The sequence below is a fragment of the Tianxiuia mixotrophica genome, from assembly GCF_050596425.1.
GTDB lineage: Bacteria > Bacillota > Clostridia > Peptostreptococcales > Acidaminobacteraceae.
In genome coordinates this window covers 1,280,141-1,298,638 of the sequence record NZ_CP192292.1, presented here as the reverse complement: position 1 = coordinate 1,298,638, position 18,498 = coordinate 1,280,141, and the positions used below count along the sequence as shown (strand labels likewise).

Annotated in this window: 17 protein-coding genes; all 17 read right to left on the bottom strand. The window is 39.3% G+C overall.

The features are described from left to right. Positions 1-59: 59 nt before the first annotated feature. On the bottom strand, positions 60-644 hold the full coding sequence (locus ACQ4KW_RS05720; RefSeq protein ID WP_430885574.1) for a CD3073 family putative ECF transporter S component: 585 nt from the start codon (positions 642-644) through the stop codon (positions 60-62). A 63-nt stretch (positions 645-707) separates the two neighbouring features. Next, positions 708-1,442, bottom strand: coding sequence for an amino acid ABC transporter ATP-binding protein (locus ACQ4KW_RS05715; protein WP_430885573.1), 735 nt, complete (start codon positions 1,440-1,442; stop codon positions 708-710). Positions 1,443-1,451: 9 nt separating this feature from the next. Beyond that, the gene (locus tag ACQ4KW_RS05710; protein ID WP_430885572.1) at positions 1,452-2,114 is read right to left on the bottom strand and encodes an amino acid ABC transporter permease; all 663 of its coding nucleotides are present in this window, start codon (positions 2,112-2,114) and stop codon (positions 1,452-1,454) included. Positions 2,115-2,173: 59 nt separating this feature from the next. Further along, complete coding sequence (locus ACQ4KW_RS05705) at positions 2,174-2,995, bottom strand: substrate-binding periplasmic protein (protein ID WP_430885571.1); 822 nt, start codon at positions 2,993-2,995, stop codon at positions 2,174-2,176. Between the two features lie 10 nt (positions 2,996-3,005). After that, positions 3,006-3,560: a CD3072 family TudS-related putative desulfidase gene (locus tag ACQ4KW_RS05700; protein WP_430885570.1), complete on the bottom strand. Its 555-nt coding sequence runs from the start codon at positions 3,558-3,560 to the stop codon at positions 3,006-3,008. A 387-nt stretch (positions 3,561-3,947) separates the two neighbouring features. Further along, positions 3,948-4,799 (bottom strand): DMT family transporter, encoded by an 852-nt coding sequence (locus ACQ4KW_RS05695; protein WP_430885569.1) that lies wholly within the window; start codon positions 4,797-4,799, stop codon positions 3,948-3,950. Between the two features lie 117 nt (positions 4,800-4,916). Then, positions 4,917-5,945 carry an alpha/beta hydrolase family protein gene (locus tag ACQ4KW_RS05690; protein ID WP_430885568.1) on the bottom strand — a complete coding sequence of 343 codons (1,029 nt, stop codon included), beginning with the start codon at positions 5,943-5,945 and terminating at the stop codon, positions 4,917-4,919. 30 nt (positions 5,946-5,975) lie between these two features. Continuing rightward, the gene (locus tag ACQ4KW_RS05685; protein ID WP_430885567.1) at positions 5,976-6,536 is read right to left on the bottom strand and encodes a GNAT family N-acetyltransferase; all 561 of its coding nucleotides are present in this window, start codon (positions 6,534-6,536) and stop codon (positions 5,976-5,978) included. Next, positions 6,526-7,293, bottom strand: coding sequence for a MerR family transcriptional regulator (locus ACQ4KW_RS05680; protein ID WP_430885566.1), 768 nt, complete (start codon positions 7,291-7,293; stop codon positions 6,526-6,528). The genes ACQ4KW_RS05685 and ACQ4KW_RS05680 overlap by 11 nt, the downstream gene beginning before the upstream one ends. Positions 7,294-7,433: 140 nt before the next feature. Beyond that, positions 7,434-9,518 (bottom strand): diguanylate cyclase, encoded by a 2,085-nt coding sequence (locus ACQ4KW_RS05675; RefSeq protein WP_430885565.1) that lies wholly within the window; start codon positions 9,516-9,518, stop codon positions 7,434-7,436. An 11-nt stretch (positions 9,519-9,529) separates the two neighbouring features. Then, a complete protein-coding gene (locus ACQ4KW_RS05670; protein ID WP_430885564.1) occupies positions 9,530-10,966 on the bottom strand; it encodes an extracellular solute-binding protein in 1,437 nt (478 codons plus the stop codon). Positions 10,967-11,170: 204 nt separating this feature from the next. Next, positions 11,171-12,589 (bottom strand): diguanylate cyclase domain-containing protein, encoded by a 1,419-nt coding sequence (locus ACQ4KW_RS05665; protein ID WP_430885563.1) that lies wholly within the window; start codon positions 12,587-12,589, stop codon positions 11,171-11,173. Between the two features lie 239 nt (positions 12,590-12,828). Next, the gene (locus tag ACQ4KW_RS05660; protein ID WP_430885562.1) at positions 12,829-13,524 is read right to left on the bottom strand and encodes a hypothetical protein; all 696 of its coding nucleotides are present in this window, start codon (positions 13,522-13,524) and stop codon (positions 12,829-12,831) included. A gap of 762 nt (positions 13,525-14,286) precedes the next feature. After that, on the bottom strand, positions 14,287-15,111 hold the full coding sequence (locus ACQ4KW_RS05655) for a carbohydrate ABC transporter permease (protein ID WP_430885561.1): 825 nt from the start codon (positions 15,109-15,111) through the stop codon (positions 14,287-14,289). Next, on the bottom strand, positions 15,112-16,005 hold the full coding sequence (locus tag ACQ4KW_RS05650) for a carbohydrate ABC transporter permease (protein WP_430885560.1): 894 nt from the start codon (positions 16,003-16,005) through the stop codon (positions 15,112-15,114). Positions 16,006-16,086: 81 nt separating this feature from the next. Further along, positions 16,087-17,403, bottom strand: a complete 1,317-nt coding sequence (locus tag ACQ4KW_RS05645) for an ABC transporter substrate-binding protein (protein ID WP_430885559.1) — start codon at positions 17,401-17,403, stop codon at positions 16,087-16,089. A gap of 191 nt (positions 17,404-17,594) precedes the next feature. After that, on the bottom strand, positions 17,595-18,446 hold the full coding sequence (locus ACQ4KW_RS05640; protein WP_430885558.1) for a serine aminopeptidase domain-containing protein: 852 nt from the start codon (positions 18,444-18,446) through the stop codon (positions 17,595-17,597). Positions 18,447-18,498: the final 52 nt, after the last annotated feature.

Genomic DNA, 18,498 nt, shown 5'->3' with positions numbered 1-18,498 from the left:
TCCAAGCAAAAAACCAGCGTGAACTTTCACGCTGGTTTTTTATAATAACAATCAGTGTTTTAGCGACCTGATTGGTCCTGAACATTCATATTATCCAGTAGATGATTGGGAATACGCTTAATGAGTAAAACCACAATTAGACAGCTGGCAATCTTATCGATAATATTACCTGCCACCCTTGGTATAAAGGCTGCTGTGAATATTTTTGATCCGCTGGCTAGCATCCATGCAAAGATTAGATCTGTCCCGCCACCAGTGAGGCCTCCATAAACAAAGACTGCAATCGGCGTGCCAATTAGAGGTGCAACCACAGCCAGTATAAGACCCGTTCCAAAGGCTGTTTTAAAATCAAATTTTCTCTTTTTGGCCACAAAACCGACAATAAGGCCTATGGCGATACTCACCACAGCAAATGGAATGTCTTTAGGGTTTGTGATCATGCTTTGAATCACATTGGTTAAACCACCTGTCAAGGCCCCTGCAAAAGGTCCTAAAACAACACTCACAAGTATTGTGCCTATGGTATCTAAAAAGAGCAGTGGTATTTGAAACGTCTGTACAATTGTGCCTAAAACAATGTTAATGACAATGCCCATAGAGGCAAAGACCATTGCACGTGTGTTGCCTAATGCCGAACCATTCATATAATACCTCCTCAAACTTAAATCAGTAACAATTCTACCTATTCATACTTATTTCTTCTTTTCCTATGATGACTTGTTTAAAAACTGAACAGTCCGCTCATTTTGAGGGGACATAAAAAACGTCTCGGTTTCGCCTTCTTCAATAACTTTGCCTTCATCCATATATACAACTCGATCAGCCACTTGCCTAGCAAACTCCATTTCATGGGTCACAACAATCATTGTAATGCCTTCACGGGTCAAGTCTCGTATTGCTTGCAAAACTTCGCCTTTGAGTTCTGGATCAAGGGCTGATGTGGGTTCATCAAATAGCATTATTTCTGGTTTCATAGCAAGGGCGCGGGCTATGGCAACACGTTGCTGTTGCCCACCCGATAACTGCTGTGGGAATGCACTTGTCTTGTCCATCAATCTTACTTTTTCAAGGAGTTGATTTGCAATTTTAATGGCCTCATCTTTTGGCATTTTTTGTACAGCTACAAGCGGTTTATAAATGTTTTCAACCACTGAATAATGCGGGAACAAATTAAAGTGCTGAAAGACCATCCCCACCTTTTGACTCCGGGTTCTATCGCACCTTAGGGCATCAATACTAGTGCCCGCTAAAACAATAGACCCTTTGTCGGCTTGTTCTAGGTTTGATATACATCGTAATAGTGTGCTTTTTCCAGAACCACTTGAACCGATGATGGCCACTGTGTCTCCACTGTAAATTTCCATATCAACATTCTTCAAGACATGGAGGTCATCAAAGCTTTTATTCAAGCCCTGTATGGATAAAACGGGGTTACGCCTCATGAAAACCTCCTAATCTTCGTAGGCTATACTGACTCGCTTTTCAATTTGTTTGGATATTTGTGAAACTGAGTATGTCAGCAGAAAATATATCAGTCCCAGTGTCAAATAAATCTCAAAAGCCCTATACGTCCTTGTGTAGATCAGTTGACCACTACGGGTTAACTCAGTAATGGCCAAGACAGAAATTAAAGAACTCTCCTTGAGCAAGGTTGAAAATGCATTCATAAGTGATGGAAGGGCTATGCGAATGGCTTGAGGATATATAATGTGAAACAGAGTTTGTAAATTAGAATACCCCAGGACATAAGCCGCTTTTTCCTGCCCCTTATCCACCGATAACAGACTGGCCCGTATTATTTCAGCCATGTATGCGGCACTGTTTAAGGACAAGCCCACAACAGCGGCTGTAAAACTGGACATGTTGAGTCCAATAGATGGCAAACCATAGTATATAAAAAACAACTGTATAAGCAGTGGCGTGCCCCTGAAAACTTCTATGTAAAATGAAAGCATCCAGCTTATAATCGGTGCTAAATTCTTTCTTGATCTCAAAGTGCCTATGCAAAAGGCCAAGAATACTGCCACGATAAATGCATACAATGTAATTTTCACCGTAACACCTGTTGCTCTTAATAAATATGTGAGATTATCAAATATTATATGAAATTTCAATGGCAAGCTCCCTTACAATAAAGAAAGGGCAAACCAAGGTTCACCCTTATTCCAATTCATTATTTCACTTCTAGCCATTTGCTGATGGCTTGGTCATAGGCACCGTTTTCTTTAACAGCTTGAAGGGCTTCATTCACTTTCTCAGTCAAAGCATCCTCTCCATGACGCATAACCATAACGATTTCCGCTGATTCAACAGGTGTGTCGACAACTTCAAAGCCACCTTCTTTTTTGATATGGTTCACTGCATACGCATAACCAACAACAACCGCATCAAGTCTTTCATGTTTTAAATCAATAAAGGCTTCTGGATTGTAATTGTATCGTTTGATTTCTTTAAGACCTTCCATTTTATCAACGATCTGCTCACTACCCGATCCAAGCTGAACGCCCACTGTTTTTTCCTTTAGATCGTCTTTTGATTGAATGGCGTCGTAGCCTTCTCGAACAACAATGACATCGTTCAAATTGTAATATACATCACTCATGTTCACATTTTCAACAGCAGCTTCTTTTTTAGACATGCAAGTGATCAAAACGTCAAAATCACCTTTATTTAGTCCCCCAAGAAGGGCTTGCCACTCAGCGTCTTCAACCTTCACAGGTGTTTCTAAAGCCTGACCAAGAGCTGTTGCAAGATCAATGTCAAAGCCTTCAAGATCTCCTGTTTCTTCATTTCTTGATTCAAATGGTGGATATGCTGCACATAGACCTACCACCAATTCATTCTTTTCTTCAATCTTTGACCAGGACAGGTCCTCGACTTGATTTTCGTTCCCACTCGCCGACACTTCACTATTTGAACCCGTGCAAGCGGCAAGCGTCAAAACACATGCCATGATCAATGCAAACAAACCCACTTTTTTTAATTGCTGTAACATTTTCTTCCCCCTAGGATCTAAGTATACTTTGTATTTTTTCCATGCCACTAGACATATTCATTTCGTCAAGAGCGATGAATGGTATATCCAGTTTTCTATTTATAAAGAGGTTCTGAAGCTCTTCCATAAACACACCAGGTTCTTCAATCAATGAAACATGACTGAGCATGTCTTCAAGGCCTTCACTTGTTGAAAGCTCCCCCCTCCAGTTGCCGCTACAAGTCTTAAAGACCCCACAACTTGGACTCCCGTCTATACCAATCACGGCCAGAACGCGGTATCCGTTTTTTATGTAGTCTTCAACTTGATCTACAAGGGGGCTCAGAATTTTTCTTGATTCCTGTCTAAAATGCGGTGTGTCAAACTGTTCTTTGACATGTCCCCACCTTCTGATTCCATAAACATGCATTTCAGGACACGGTAATTGAACCAGGCCAGCCCCTCTTTCAAAGATTAAACTTACAAGTTCTTTAACCATGCCTGAATATTCGCTCAGACCCTCAACCTTAGAATTGGCATTCAAAATACAGTGCGACACCAATATTATTTCCTTGCTTCGCTTCATAGACTCACCCCATTGCCATTTGCTTTATTTCCGTATTTCTTAATCAGGCACTAGCAAAACTACAGATCTATGCCTTCGCCATGCCTTATATAGAATTTTTCATTCTTATATATCTATATAGTGTAGACCGAGGCTCCTTGAATGATATTTTGCATGTCGCTCAGTTAAGATCAATTCTTTACAAATATCATCGTCATTATAAGTGAGTTGGACTGATAAAGTCTAATAAAAGTATTCTATTTCATTTTTTTACATATCGAATTAAATTATATCTTAGTAAGACCGTAGGATTTACCATCCCAAATAAAAATGCCCCTATTTTCATGTGAGAAAATAAGGGGCTCATTTATTTGAGTTTGTTTATTCTGATTTGAATATTCTCTTTTATCACTTGGATTTTACAGTTGAATAAAAAACAGTGCTCAAAATAATCGCACCACCAAGCAACTCCCTCATGGAAGGGATTTCTCCCAATAGGATAGTGGCAAACACTATACCATAAACGGGTTCTAGGGTTGAAATTATGCCAGCTGCCTGGGTCTTGACATTCTTAAGTCCATTTATAAAAAGTGTGTGGGAAATCCCCGTAAATACCGTTCCCAGTAGTATAAGTAGAGCAATGTCTCTCATACTAATAGCGGGACTTTCTACAAATATAAAAGGCATCAGTAAAACAGTTGCAATAATCTGCTCGTAAAAGGCAATCACTGTACTGGAATAGTCTTTAACGTACTTTCTATTTAATATAGACAAAATTGCATAGGTGAAGCCAGAGAGTATGCCCCAAAGCGCACCTTGTGCGGCAGCACTCTCCACTGTAAACTTTGGAATGACAAGGATGACTCCACCAAAAGCAACAATGGCTATAATCACGTCTGACAGTCTAATCTTTTCTTTAAAAAACAAGGGTTCCATAAAGGTGACAAAGACAGGAAATGTGGAAAACGTTAATAGCCCAATAGCCACTGTGGATACCTTAATGGCTTCAAAAAAACTGGTCCAGTGTATGGCAAGAACGCCCCCAAGTATAATCAAGTACAAGTAATGCTTTCTTTCCTTTAGCCTCATATCTTTCTTTAAGACACAAATCAGAATAAGTAGAAAAGTGCTTGAAAAAAAGACTCGGCCAAGAACAATGATCATGGATGGCAGGGCCAAAAGTTTTCCAAATAAACCTGAGACGCCAAAAAGTAAAACGGCCAGATGTATTTCTAAAAGACTCGTATTTTTATTTTTCATCAGTGTCCTCCAGAGATGATGCACTTGTAAATGATGCTTATATTGTACAAGATTTCTGGACATAAAGCGATGCTGTTTTAATAAACAGCATCGCTTTATACTGTCGACAGAGTCGATTCACTTTTTACTGGAGCCCTCCTGCTGAATGATCCATTCACTAAGGGTCTGAAGATAGTCCCTGACGAAAATTTTATCCCCAAAGAGAATGCTATGGGCTATAAGCCTATTTTCATTGCCTTCATACTGGCTTCTTAAAAGACTATGGCTGGCTTCTGGAAAAATAATAAGCTTATAATCAGCCTTGCCCCTCTGGTCAAAAATTTCTTTGTAAGTTTTATAGCTGTTTTGAACATCTACATTTTGATCATCTTCACCGAACAAACCTAAGAAGGGCACATTAATATGGTCAATCCCCGATGTCGCATTGGCCCCAGAATTTATGTGGGCAAAGTTGAAGCGCTCCCTAGACATGGGGCTATCATAGTCAAACTTAGACACATAAGCCTTGTATGCCTTATAGTCGTTTTCTACAATAAACTTGTCATAGGTTTTAACATAGTCAAGATAGGCTTTTCTCTCAGTCTCCGTATAGGTCATTGTCTGTGCAAACTTTGACTCATAATACATGTGTTGATCAAGCCAGTCAATAGCACCACCAACAAGAACCATGTAGTCAGAGTCTGCCTTAGACTGGGCTATTTCAGAAATGACCCAGCCCCCTTGAGAAAACGCCAGCAGTCCTACTTTATGAACTGAAGGTCTGTCCTTTAGAACCTCTAAGGCACGTTCGACCTCTATGGCCCTGTCCTTCATTGTTTGTTCTAGCCAATTTCCCTGCGAGCCCCCTACCCCTGCTTTATCATAGGAAAAACAGGCTAGGCCTTCATCAAGCAAGTGGTTCATAATGAAGACGTAATCTCCATTTGATGTCCTGTCTTTGGGGCCATCCCCATGTATAAAAAAAACCACGTTATATGGGGGCGGAGAATCCGGCAAATACAGGGTCCCTGAAAGCTTGTGTCCTGAACTTGTAAAGCTTATTTCTTCCGCCGACCCATATGCAATTTGAAAATTTTCTAGTCGATCAAATACAAATAACATCATTAAAAGTCCTATTACTAGACCGAGTATTGCTATTTTTTTCATAGGCTCCCTACAATTCTTTTACCATAGTGGTCACACCAGACACTCCAATACGATCTGAGAACAAACTAGACACTCTCTCATAGGATTTTTTTCAAAACCAAGTCTCTCATATAGGGCTTTGGCTCTTGGGTTTTCATCAATCACATCCAGCTGAATATATTTATATCCTGTGGACTGTCCATAACTTATAAGAGCGTCAAACAATTTGCTACCAACGCCCAGCCCCCGATAGTTGGAATCTACAGCAATGCCATCCATTAAAAACACATCGGTGGATGAGGGCTTTCTTGTGAAGAGCGTATCGGTTATGACCGCTTTCCAAGTGCCATAAAACCAACCAAACATCTTGATAAAATCTCCGTATTTGATGTCTACAAATCCATGACTGCCTTCATGAAATCCCGCAATTCCAATTATTTTATCATCCTCATAGGCACATACACAGTACGTCGGGTCAAGGGCTTTTTCAAACAGACCCTGAATCAGCTTTTCTTCGCCAATTAGATTTTCAAATTTTCTTTTAAAAGCATTAAGGTATATAGCTGTCGCTTGTGACCTATCCTTCTCATCAAAACCTTTTCTAATCTGCACTTCCATGTCCCTCCTTTTCAATTTCTAAGAAAAGTTTGCCTGCAAGAGAAATGCCTGTGAAGCAGGACGACCTGCTATAAATCGTTAAAAACACCTGGCTTGCAATCTTATGTCCCCTTTCAAGGGCATATTTTACAAGGGCATAGATTTCATCTTCTACGTCATCATCATTTGTAAACTCAAAACTTTTTGTCAAATAGAGCGTGTCTTTAACCTGCTCACTTTCTTTTGTATCGTCTTTAACGAACTGACCTTGTACAAGCTCTAAATTCTCGTCATCAATTGGAATTAGCCACGCTATGTCATCACTTTCCAAGTAATCTTTCAGAGAAAATGCTCTGGTAGAAAGCGGCACAAACCTTTGATTTATGCTTTCGGATGCATACATTTTTTTGCTTTTTTCGAAGTTTTGGAGTTCTGCTCTGGCTTCGAGTAGAAATGACTTAGACGCTTGCAGTGCTGATATTTTATGATCGAGTTCTTTAAGAGCTTTTGTTATGACCTGGTCTTTTGATTCTGGTTTTGAAAAGAGACTTTTAATTTCATCAGTAGAAAGACCACACTGCCTCAGGTAGGCAATGCCTTTCAAATGAAGCAGGTCAGTAAAATCAAGCTTTCGATAACCACTGTCTCTTCTTTTTATTGGCGGTATCAAATCAATTTTTTCATAGTATCGAATTGTGTCGATGGACATATTGAGCAGCTTTGACGCATGACCAATGGAAATATATCCCTTATCAGAAAGAGATTTCTTCATTTATATCACCTCTGAGTACAGTATAAACCCTGGAGTTGATCCAGAGTCAAGGGTTAACTTTTTAAGCCTTGTAAAATGAAAACCCCCGGTAAATATCAAGGTCATTTGATTATTACCTGGGGCTTTTCAGCGTATTTGCATCATATGTTTTGACTTTCATAATACATGCCCTTATCTGATGCTTTGGCATGATACAGAGCTTCATCAGCCTTGTGGAGGAGTGTCTTGTATTCAAGAGAGTGATCTTCTATCCATATAAGCCCTCCCGACACACCCACGGGTCTTTGCGTCCCATTAGGAAAGACCAAGGGTTCACTACTTAATTTCTCATAAAAATCACTTAAAATTTTCCGAACCGCATCCTTTGAATCATAGTTATAAAGAAGGCATACAAACTCATCCCCAGACCTTCTACCCACAATTGATTTATCAGATGGTCCTATGGTCATTAGAGACTTTACAAAGGTTACAATGTACTTGTCTCCCCATTCGTGTCCAAACTGATCGTTGACAGATTTTAAATTGTCCAGATCAAACATGATGAGGGCACATGTGTTTTGTACCGCCCTCGCATACCATGCCTCAAACTCCCATTCAAAGCCCTTGCGGTTAAGTATGTTTGTCAAATGGTCATGATCTCGTTCGTGTTCAATGCGTTTTTTCTCCATAAATTCTTGCGTCACATCGACGATCGCTCCAATGATCATATTGTCTGTTTCAGACCGGCGATGTCTTATCCACTTGTCCTTCTTTGATATAACTTTAAAAATGTCAGGCTCTCCATCAACTTTAATCAGCTTACTTTCCAGCGCCTTTATAAACGCCTCATAGGTGACTGATTCTATGTGGTCCTGGCTTATAATTTTTCCAAAATTGGTTGTCACAGAGAAGGTTCTACTTTCTTTATCAATTTCATAAGCGGCAATAGGCACCTCTGTCATATTGACAATCTTTGAAAGTCTTGACGCAGATTCCACCGACATTTCATGGGCGCGTTCAATCGCAGAAGAAAGTTCATCAAGTTCATCAAAACCCGTTCTATCGAATTCGAAGAGGTTTCGCCCACCAGATCTCTTCACTTGTTCAGCTAGGGTTACTATAGGTCTTGTCATCTGATAACTAACCAAAATGCCCCCTGTGGTCCCAATGAGGATCGCAAGCAAAAGGCCTCCCCAAAGTATTTGCTTAATCCGATTGCTATAACTTAGCAGGTGGTCTTCTCGCATTATACCCACCAAAAACCACTCTTCATTTTCAAAGGGGGTGTTATTCTTATATAGGCCTATTTTTTCAGTGACCATATATATATTTTCACTTCCCAAATGATTGGTTAGTTGAAACAAATTCATAGAAGGATTGACACTATCTAAACTTAGAGCTTCATTTTCCTGAATCATTCGCTTTTGTAGGGCCCCATTCATAACAATTGGTCTAAGGGGTGCCGTCTCATTTGACCTGTATGCGATTAAGTATCCCAGTGAATCTTGAGGTTGCAATTCATTGGTTGGCAAGAAATCATATAAGTAACTTAAGGATATTTCTATGCCCATGATGCCTATAACATCCCCCTCAGTGTTCAAAAATGGGATGGAATAGGTTATGACATCTATATCGCCTTCTTCCAAATTAAAGGGCTTGCTCCAGTAGCCGAGCAGATCAACCCTTGATGTGACCATAGTACTGTCATATGGCTTTTTCAGAAAGTCTGCATGTCCATCTTCAACATTAAAATAAGGACGCCAAAGTTGGTCTAGTGGCATGTTAAAACGCTTTGCCAATTCAGCTGGACCAGCGACCATATATATATCATCATAAGCGTAACTATTCATTATGGGATCATAATCCCTTAAATATATGGATGGCAAATGTGCTTCGATTCCATTACTCGGGAGCAACATAAGGTAGGCACCTGTAACCCTGGTGTTTCTAATGACATCAATAAGCTCTTGAGTGATAGATTCATTTAAAGAATACTCTTCCTCTAGACTGTATTTTATGTTTTTAAGGTAAGGATCAAAATTGATCCATTTATTCTTCATTTCAGTTTCAATATAATACTTTCGATTTGTCACCTTATCATGAAAAAGCTGATATGCGTTCAAATTTGCTTGTCGAATGACGCCGCCACCAATTAGAATGGCACCCAAAATAATGGTCTGTAATACAATTATAAGCACTATAGACCGCGTCAGTCGATTTACAATTGATGACTTAGATGATTTCATTTTGAACATAGCTACTCATTTCCCACATTTCTCAGAATTTTATCCGCCTCAGCCGACAACTCTTCCATCCACTTATTATAGGCGCTTTCTGAAGTCATACTTTCAATAACAGCCTCTCTGTTCTCACCAGACTCAACCCTTTGTTCCAGTAAAATCAGATCTGACTGAATTTTTTCAAGTAAGAATGTGTCCAGCAACACGCGCATCTTATAACTTCCCTTAAAGGGTTTGTTGTTATATAACTTATATTCATTAAACATGACGGTCGAAGCCTTAATAGACTCGATGATTGCACCCTGAGTGGCATCATTTAATTGTGCCACTTCTAATATTTTTTCTCCATCAAGTGCTTCATTTTTTGATGGATAATACCCTGTTGAAACTGCAAATCTCAGGTTGTTCTCTGTCTGAGTGAACCATTTTAAAAATAGAGCTGATGCATATTCATGGGCCTTGTCACTTCTAGTGATAGACATGCCTGCCCCCTGCTGTATGGAAACCTTATCTCCATTTTCAAAATACGGATAAGGAAGCACTAAAGGTTCAATATGCATGGTTTGATCTTCATCGACAACAACATTTTTAGGGAAATACGGGGCACCTGCGGTTGAACCAGTATAAGAGAGCACTGCCCCAGTTTTGGCATCATCAGAACTGAACCGCCCTGACTTGATATAGTAGCCCTGTATGTGGGGTCTATAATAATAATTCCATATTTTCTTACCAAGTTTTTCACTTATATGAAACTGTGCGGTACCATCTTCTGAATAGGTGTAAAGAGGTTCGTTTAGTTGTTTCGATGAAACGATGATGTAGTTTGCCAGTGCATCCAGACCATAAAAACCCTTTCCACTTTCATTATAATAGGTCTGTGCAACATTGTATATTCCCTCCCACGTGCTCAGGTCATCGGTGGTGAAGTTATGTTCTTTGGCAAATGTCTCCCAAGCTGTCTTATTGACATATAAGTTCTCAGATGATTTTGCAATGGGCATAATATAAAACTTATTGTCTGTAATAAATTGTCCTTCCTCTAAAAACTCCAAGCGATAAGCAGCAAGCTCATCTTCAGAAAAATACTCTGATAGCGGAACAAGTGGAACGATTTCATGAACACGAAATGCATTGTCAGGATAAGAAGCGAAAATATCTGGCAGGGGCATTGACCCAATAGACTGACTGGCCGCATCAAATACTGCCTCAGCCAACTGATTGACATCCCCTTGACTTTTTGCATCGACAACAATTCCTTTTTCCATACCAACTGTGTCATTAAAAGCACTAACCAAGGCATCGAATGCCTCTTTTGTCGTTCTGTTATAGTAGTGCCAGACAGTCACCGTGATTGGTTTTTCCTTGCTCAAAATGCTTTCTTCCTCGTTTATACTGCAACTTATGAGACTAAGGCTTATAACAGCCATCATTAATAAAAATATTATTTTTCTCATGGTTCCCTCCTTTAACCGATACATACATATACCCAAATTTCAGTGGTCTAAAAGACTAAATATACACCTATTTTATAGAGTATCTGCCCCAATAAAGTCTAAACTGCTGTCACCATCATACTATATATACTTAGGCATCATAAAAGCCCTAGCGTTTTAGACTAGGGCTAACCTTAGACAATCTTATGAATCCGAGGTGCTTTTTTATGAAATATGAATTTTATCTTTACCTGTCTTCTTTGACCTATAAAGGGCTTCATCTGCTCTTTTATAAATATCCGTTTCCGTATCTGTTGTTTTGCTTTCAGTTATACCAACACTAACTGTCGCCCCTATTTTTTGAAGATTGATGTTTGTTTTAATCCTATTTTGAAAGTCTTCGAGTAGACTCTGAGCCTCATGGATTGGTCTATAAAGTATCACAGCGAATTCATCTCCCCCTACTCTTGAAACGCAGTCAGGGCTATCAAATAAATCTGTTGCCAATTCAGAAATAAGCTTTAGGGTATAGTCCCCCTTGTCATGTCCCAAACTATCGTTAATGTGTTTTAAGTTATCAAGATCAAAAAGGGCCAGCGAAAATCTTTGAATATGGGTGTTTCTTAAGGCCTCGCTTAAATTGCTTTCAAAAATAGTTCGATTGGGTATGTCTGTCAAATGGTCAATATTCGATAGGCTGATGATCTGATTCTTATACATGGATATTGCATAATTGGTGACTATGAGAATGATCATGGCTCCCAAAACCAAAGCTGTTATGATCTGGATGCTATATTGACTCAAGGTGCCTGTTAATTCAGAGGTGCTTTTTTTCACCACCAAATACCAATCAATCATAGGAATATGGTGGATGATGTAAAACCTTTCGTCGATCATTTTCTCAAGGGGTTTCTCTTGACTGGATGGAATATCAATGGCATCATTTGGGATATTTTCTAAGTCATAAAAGGATGTGTTCTTAATAATGTCGTTGTCCTTATGAACCATAATAAGACCATTATCTTTTACTATATACGCTTCAACACCTTGATTTTCTAAGTAGCTTGTCAATATGTCTTGAAGGTGGATAATTCGCTTACCAACCCCAGCAATACCAGCAAAATTCCCATTTTTATCATTGATGTTTGCATCCACATAGATGGTTAGGGCCAAGTCATCAAGCTGTTCTGTATTGACAACAAGTCCGTAATAATCTTTTGCGTCAATTCTAGCTGTGTACCAGTAGGCATCATCACTTTCAAGATCCACCTTGGCATCTGTTCCACCGGGGTGATAATAACTTAAGGTGCTATCTGGTATAACAAAAACTGACTCATAGCCCGTTACCTCCTGTATGGCAGACAGGTACTCAGCCAGTTTTGACTCTGTTTCAGGTGTGTCTTCATCCATGAAGTCAAAGAGCAGGGTGTTTTGAGCCATTACAACAGATGTGTTCACTGGTTCTGCAAGCTCTTGGGTGATTTCTGCATAAATATTTGTATATGTGAGACGTGTGACATTTTTTATGTCTCTTATTGTGAGTTCACTTATAATGTTCTGGGTCAAAATAGCTATAACAAGTGTCACGGTCAGGACCACAGCAAGATTTATATAGTTAATGGGAATTATTCTCTTTTTCTTCAAAATATCACCTCTTGGCCTTATTATAACCTTTTTTGTGACAAAATATTGATATATTAAACAAAATATTTCAATTATTGTAGGTTTAAGGACCTAGTCCAGTTTTCATTGCAAAACAAAGGTTGAATCCTTGAGATTCAACCTTTGTGAATATGCTAACAATATGCACTTATCTATATTTACGCATTAATGGGCTTTTCATTCATGTATTTTTTAAATGTGGTAGATTAAACAGCGTTCACTTACTCTGTCGCACTCAGAAAATACTTATACTCATACTCCATGGCTTGTTTATAAATTTTAACAGCCTTGTCTTCATCAATGGCCTTTGGGTCTTCTTTTAAATATTCATCAAGAAAGTTGCCCATGGCATACCCAATAAAGGGAATATCATTTTCTTTTATCCAGTTCCCATAAATATTTGTCGGCTCAGCTGGAAGCATTTCCTCACTAAGCCATGCCCACAAGTATTCACAAGGCAACATAAGAATCAGTGTGTATATGGGGTCTTCTTCATTTGAAATACGGGATTCAAAGGCACTGTATTCTTCACATATCGGTGGTGGCACTATGCTGCTGGCATCTTTAATAAACCAGGTCTCGTGAAAACGTTCGTTATAGTCCACATAGCTTTGCACCTTTTCCAGTAGAAAGTCCTTCAAAACAGGATTGTCTGCGTGTTTTACGGCGGCTTCATAGTAGTCTGTTCCCTTAAAACAATAGTAGGCGTCACTTACATTAAAGGCCCCAAATTTGACTGGATCTAGGTCTCCTCTTTTGAGCCCCTTTAAAAAGTCAGTTTCTAAAGCCTTCTGTGCAATGTCTTTGCTGGAGTCCCACAGTTTCCAAAACAATGAGCCTGGTGGTGGTGGATCTGTTGATAACTGGTGTTTCTCTACTAAGTGGTCTGCAGCCTTAATTCTTCTTGGGTTTCCCATATTGACTTTTCTCCTTTTCATATCCCATCTGTCGATTTCATGTGATACGTTCAAATACCGAAATTCCATTTTGAACTTATTTTATCATATTTTCCCACATCACACTCAAAATTATGTTACCATTCAATTAACTCAGGCGCTTTTAAAACTATTGATCCACCTCATCGCTAAACCAAATATAGAATATTGGGTTCACAAATATCTATACTTGGTATGCCAAGGACTCCTAAATGCTATTTTGCAAGACCCTCTCAAATGGAAACGCCTCACTATTCTCTTTACAAATTGATCCTTGACTAGAACAAAATTTTCACGTAAAGGAGACACACCTATGACACGTTATAAAAAACAGCAACTGGCCCTATCTTTCTCCTCCTCAGCCATATGTATTTACTTTTTTTACAAGGATAATTTAAATGCTAGTTTTGTCTTTTATAATCTTATGATCTTGGTTATAATCCTCCCGCATTTGCTTGAAGCATATCGGACCAAGATTCTTCTATACGTGCTTGTCTACTCCATGTTTATTTTTATTCAGTTTTACACTATTTACAGATATATTTTTTAATGAACAGATGATATCCTCGTTAAAGAGTGAGACATGAGTACATCTAACAATATCGTTGTCTTTGGAATAACCACAAGAAAATCTTCTGGGGTTTTTACATTGTTCAAACCATACTATCAATAAATAAGCACTCATGTAAGTGGATGACATATCCACTTTCATGAGTGCTTCTCTCTTTCATTCCATATCTATTCCTACTCCTTGGTTCCTCCATCAAGCAGACCAGAAACAATCCGCTTTTGCATGGCTAAAACAAGAACTATGAGGGGGACAGTTACAACAATAGACGCCGCAGTTAAGGTTCCCCATGGAATAGTATAATCTGTTTGGTAAAGCATAATCCCCACTGTAATGGTTCTTCTAACTTTAAGAGGATTTAGAATTTGAGCAAATAAATACTGGTTCCATGCACCGATAAAAACCAGAATACTGACTGTGAAAATGCCTGGTGCAACCACTGGCAGGATAATTTTGTAGAATATTTGAAAGATACTTGCCCCATCCATTTCAGCGCTTTCTTCAAGGGATGCTGGGATGTTTTGAAAAAATCCCTGTAAGAACCAAACTGTCATAGGCAGTTGCATGGTTGCATTAATCAGTATAAGACCTGTGTAAGTGTTGAGTAGATTAAAGGACTGCATGAGCCTATACACTGGATTAACAATTGAAATAGGGGGCAAGAGTGTGATGGAAAGCAGACAAATTAAAAAGAGTTTCTTGCCCTTTATCTGTGTCCGTGACAGTGAATAACTGGCCATAGACCCCGCTGTTATACACAGGAGCGTTGATAGACTGGCTATGATAAAACTGTTCTTTATGTATAAAAGAAAGGGTTGTCTGGTAAAAACGTCAACATAGTTTTCAGGGGTCCGTTTTGATGGCCAAATGGTTGGGGGAATGCTGAATAAATCCACTTGTGTCTTAAAAGAGCTAATGGCCTGCCATAGAAAAGGAAAGCAAATAAGAATTAAAAAGAAAACAAGAACCATCATATACAGGCTATTTTTTATTTTTTTCATTTATTCAGCCTCCTGAATTTTCGTCTTAAGGACATTCAGAAATAGCATGCTTATCAAAAGGGATATTATGAATGTCACCGTTGCCAGTGCCGATCCATACCCTATGTTTCCGAAATTGAAGTAAGTGTTGATGGTATAAAGGGATAAACTCGATGTTTGGTTGGCAGGCCCTCCATTTGTTAACACAACAATAAGGTCATATATTCTAAAGGTTGCCAGCACACGAAATAGGACCGCAACCATTAGAACAGGTTTTATAATAGGAAGAGTTATATAGAAGAAAGACTCAATCTTCCCTGCCCCATCTATGGCGGCCGCATCGGTTAAATGACTTGGAACAGTTTGAAGGCCAGCCAGTATAAGCAGGGACATGTAGGGGGTTGTTTTCCAAACATCTGCTATAATAACTGCAACCATTGCCCACGAAGCCTCTGAAAGCCAAGGTATGGCTTCTTTAATAAGGGAAAATTGAATGAGCAAATGATTGATGATGCCGTACTGCGGACTGTACATAAACTGCCACATCAAACCGGAAATAATGGTCGGTATGGCCCACGGGATTAAAATTGCTGTTCGAATAAGACCTTGAATCTTAGAGCTCTTATTCATGATCGATGCGAAGAAGAATCCCACTATGGTTTCTAGAAACACTGCAATAAAAGTGAACTTTAGGGTAAACACCAGGGATGTCATGAACTGCTTGTCCCCTAGTATTTTTTTAAAATTACTAAGCCCCACAAATTTTGCCCCTTGTGATAGGGTTTGTATCCGTAGGCTGAAAAAGCTTAGATAAAGGGTGTTTAGAACTGGATAAATAACAAAAACAGCTATTAGTATTATGGCTGGGACTAGGAATAGGTAACCCATGATCTCTTTTCGTTTTTTGTTTTTCATTACATTCTCCTATTCACAAAACATAGAAGTTCAGCTAGTGCGGTATACCTCACTAGCTGATTTTCAGTGTTTGAACCAATTCTATTGTTCCAGTAAAGTCTTAATGCTCGCATCTGCATCAAGAATGGCTTGTTCTGGTGTTTTGTTGCCAATAAGCGCCTGTTGAGCTTCCACTTGTAAAATGTTAGAAAGCTCAGCGTAAAACGGTGTTTTTGGTCTTGGATAGGCATTGGCAATGGCTGGATACATTTGTTCTAGAAAGGGCATGGCTTCTAAAACTTCATCATTGCTATAAAGACCCTTTAAACTCGGAATGTGGCTGACCCGCTTAGCCATTTCAATTTGGGCATACTCACTCGCTCTGAACTTGGCAAAGGCAATGGCTTCTTCCTTATGCTCTGAGAATGAAGACACCATAACCTGCCATCCACCAAGAGTTGAGTAGCTCTGCATGTCGTCAGATCCAGAAGGAAGTGCCGCTATACCTACCTTGCCAACAACCTTTGACTTTTCTGTGTTTTGCGACTTACTCCAGCCTGATGGCCAGTCTCTTAAGAAGACCATATCGCCTGCAAAGAATACCGCTCTGGCACCGCCGCTACCAAACGTAACAACCCCTTCAGGTGTGATCTTATCTGTATTAACCATGTCAGTCATTCTTTTGAGGGCTGCAACAGACTCTTTTGAGTTGAGCACAACCTTCCCATTCTCATCGAGAACACGACCTCCATAACTCCATATGAATTCAGTTAGATTACATGTCAGGCCCTCGTATTGTTTCCAAGACCCTGCACGGCCTGACATATTTCCACCCTCATTGTCCATGATAAATTTAGCGGTTTCTGTCAGTTCATCCCATGTTGTTGGAACAGGTTTATTGTATTTTTCCAAAAGGTCTTTCCTGTAATAAAGCATGCCTGTATCTGTTCTGTATGGTATGCCGTAGTGCTTTCCCTCATAATAGTTGGCAAGCATGGCACCTGGTAAATAGGCGTCCATTTCTTCTGGCGTCAAATAGTCATCTAGAGGTTCCACCCACTCAGCCGAAGCAAAAATAGGAGCCCATGTCACATCTGCATCAAAAATATCTAGTGAAGCGTTCTCAGCTTGAAGTGTTGTAGAAATCATGCTGAGTTTCTTGTTTGTATCCGCTGGAAGTTCAACCAGATTGACCTTAACACCTGGATTTTCTTTTTCAAACGCTTCAATTAGTGCAAGGCGTTCCCCATTTTCATCTGAATGAGAATAGTAGTTTAGTTCAACCACTTCTTGCTTGTCTGTGCTTTGTGTGGCATTAACTTCTGGGTTTGCTTGATTGCTTGCTGTACATCCAGCTAAAGAAACAGCCACAAGCGCTGTTAAACTTAATCCTGTTATAAACTGCTTAAATTTTTTCAATGTTTCCTCCTCGTAAATATGTTATTGTACCGTAGTCAATATACTATATAATACAATAATTGTAAAACATAAAAATTAATAGTATTATTGGTTAATAATATTCTATATGGAAGTTCGAAGTTTTAATGTATCCAGCATTACCCTCACTCGTTCTAAAATGGTAAAAAACCAACTAATAATATAGTTGGCTTTTATCGCTTATTCGTATATTCTATCCAATCATACACTTGGTCTGCCAGCGCTTGTGCGTTCCAGACAAAAATACAGTGGCTGTCATGAAACCAGTGGAGTTTTTTTTCTGAACCAAGGCTCTTATAATAGCTATTAATATACCCTTCCTTGAAATAACGGTCATGCCTTGATGCCATGACAAGGGTTGGTGGTTTTGGCCCGTCTTTCAACGGGCTTTCCTCTGCCAGCAGAAGCCAAAATAAGGTGTGCACCAGTTTTAAAGGCAAATCAAATATGCCTGGATGGGCCTTCATCGTGTCAAAGTACCACTGGTTTTCCTTCTCAGCATTATACCCCTTATACTTTGGAATTTTGAATTTCACCTTATACTTGGGATATAGGTTTGCGACCAGCTTAAGAACAGGATAGGCTCGTTTTAGAAATAAGTCGTTTCCTAAAATAGAAAGATCTTTATAATTACCAACGCCAAACTGACTAAAAGATTTAAAGAACTCTAAGTCTTGGTCAGATGCTAGGGCCTGTCCAATGACGCCCCCTGTGCCTGTGCCACCATATAAATGTATTGGTGCCGAATAATTTTTCATGACAAAGGCCGCAACAGATTTTATTGCCTCTTTAATATTCTCGTAAGTGAATGTGCCCGTGGAACTCTTTCCAGTGCCCGGGAGGTCTACAGCGAAAACGTTTAAACCCTTTTCAACCAGTGGCCTGTAATTTCCAAGTGCAAGTTCATGGTCAACCGAACCGATGGGGGTCATGATAAAAATAACATTGGGCGCGGTTTGACTATATATTAAGCAATTTACAAATACGTCTTGATTCTGGCCCATATACTGACTAAATCTTGTCATACCCTCTACCAACTTTCTAATTTAATGCTCTTAAATTGTGCTTCCTATTACC

What these genes read in the sequence shown, in the direction of transcription:
- ACQ4KW_RS05720 (WP_430885574.1), bottom strand. Translation starts at nt 644, where the DNA reads ATGAATGGTTCGGCATTAGGCAACACACGTGCAATGGTCTTTGCCTCT.
- ACQ4KW_RS05715 (WP_430885573.1), bottom strand. Translation starts at nt 1,442, where the DNA reads ATGAGGCGTAACCCCGTTTTATCCATACAGGGCTTGAATAAAAGCTTT.
- ACQ4KW_RS05705 (WP_430885571.1), bottom strand. Translation starts at nt 2,995, where the DNA reads ATGTTACAGCAATTAAAAAAAGTGGGTTTGTTTGCATTGATCATGGCA.
- ACQ4KW_RS05700 (WP_430885570.1), bottom strand. Translation starts at nt 3,560, where the DNA reads ATGAAGCGAAGCAAGGAAATAATATTGGTGTCGCACTGTATTTTGAAT.
- ACQ4KW_RS05695 (WP_430885569.1), bottom strand. Translation starts at nt 4,799, where the DNA reads ATGAAAAATAAAAATACGAGTCTTTTAGAAATACATCTGGCCGTTTTA.
- ACQ4KW_RS05690 (WP_430885568.1), bottom strand. Translation starts at nt 5,945, where the DNA reads ATGAAAAAAATAGCAATACTCGGTCTAGTAATAGGACTTTTAATGATG.
- ACQ4KW_RS05680 (WP_430885566.1), bottom strand. Translation starts at nt 7,293, where the DNA reads ATGAAGAAATCTCTTTCTGATAAGGGATATATTTCCATTGGTCATGCG.
- ACQ4KW_RS05675 (WP_430885565.1), bottom strand. Translation starts at nt 9,518, where the DNA reads ATGAAATCATCTAAGTCATCAATTGTAAATCGACTGACGCGGTCTATA.
- ACQ4KW_RS05670 (WP_430885564.1), bottom strand. Translation starts at nt 10,966, where the DNA reads ATGAGAAAAATAATATTTTTATTAATGATGGCTGTTATAAGCCTTAGT.
- ACQ4KW_RS05660 (WP_430885562.1), bottom strand. Translation starts at nt 13,524, where the DNA reads ATGGGAAACCCAAGAAGAATTAAGGCTGCAGACCACTTAGTAGAGAAA.
- ACQ4KW_RS05655 (WP_430885561.1), bottom strand. Translation starts at nt 15,111, where the DNA reads ATGAAAAAAATAAAAAATAGCCTGTATATGATGGTTCTTGTTTTCTTT.
- ACQ4KW_RS05650 (WP_430885560.1), bottom strand. Translation starts at nt 16,005, where the DNA reads ATGAAAAACAAAAAACGAAAAGAGATCATGGGTTACCTATTCCTAGTC.
- ACQ4KW_RS05640 (WP_430885558.1), bottom strand. Translation starts at nt 18,446, where the DNA reads ATGACAAGATTTAGTCAGTATATGGGCCAGAATCAAGACGTATTTGTA.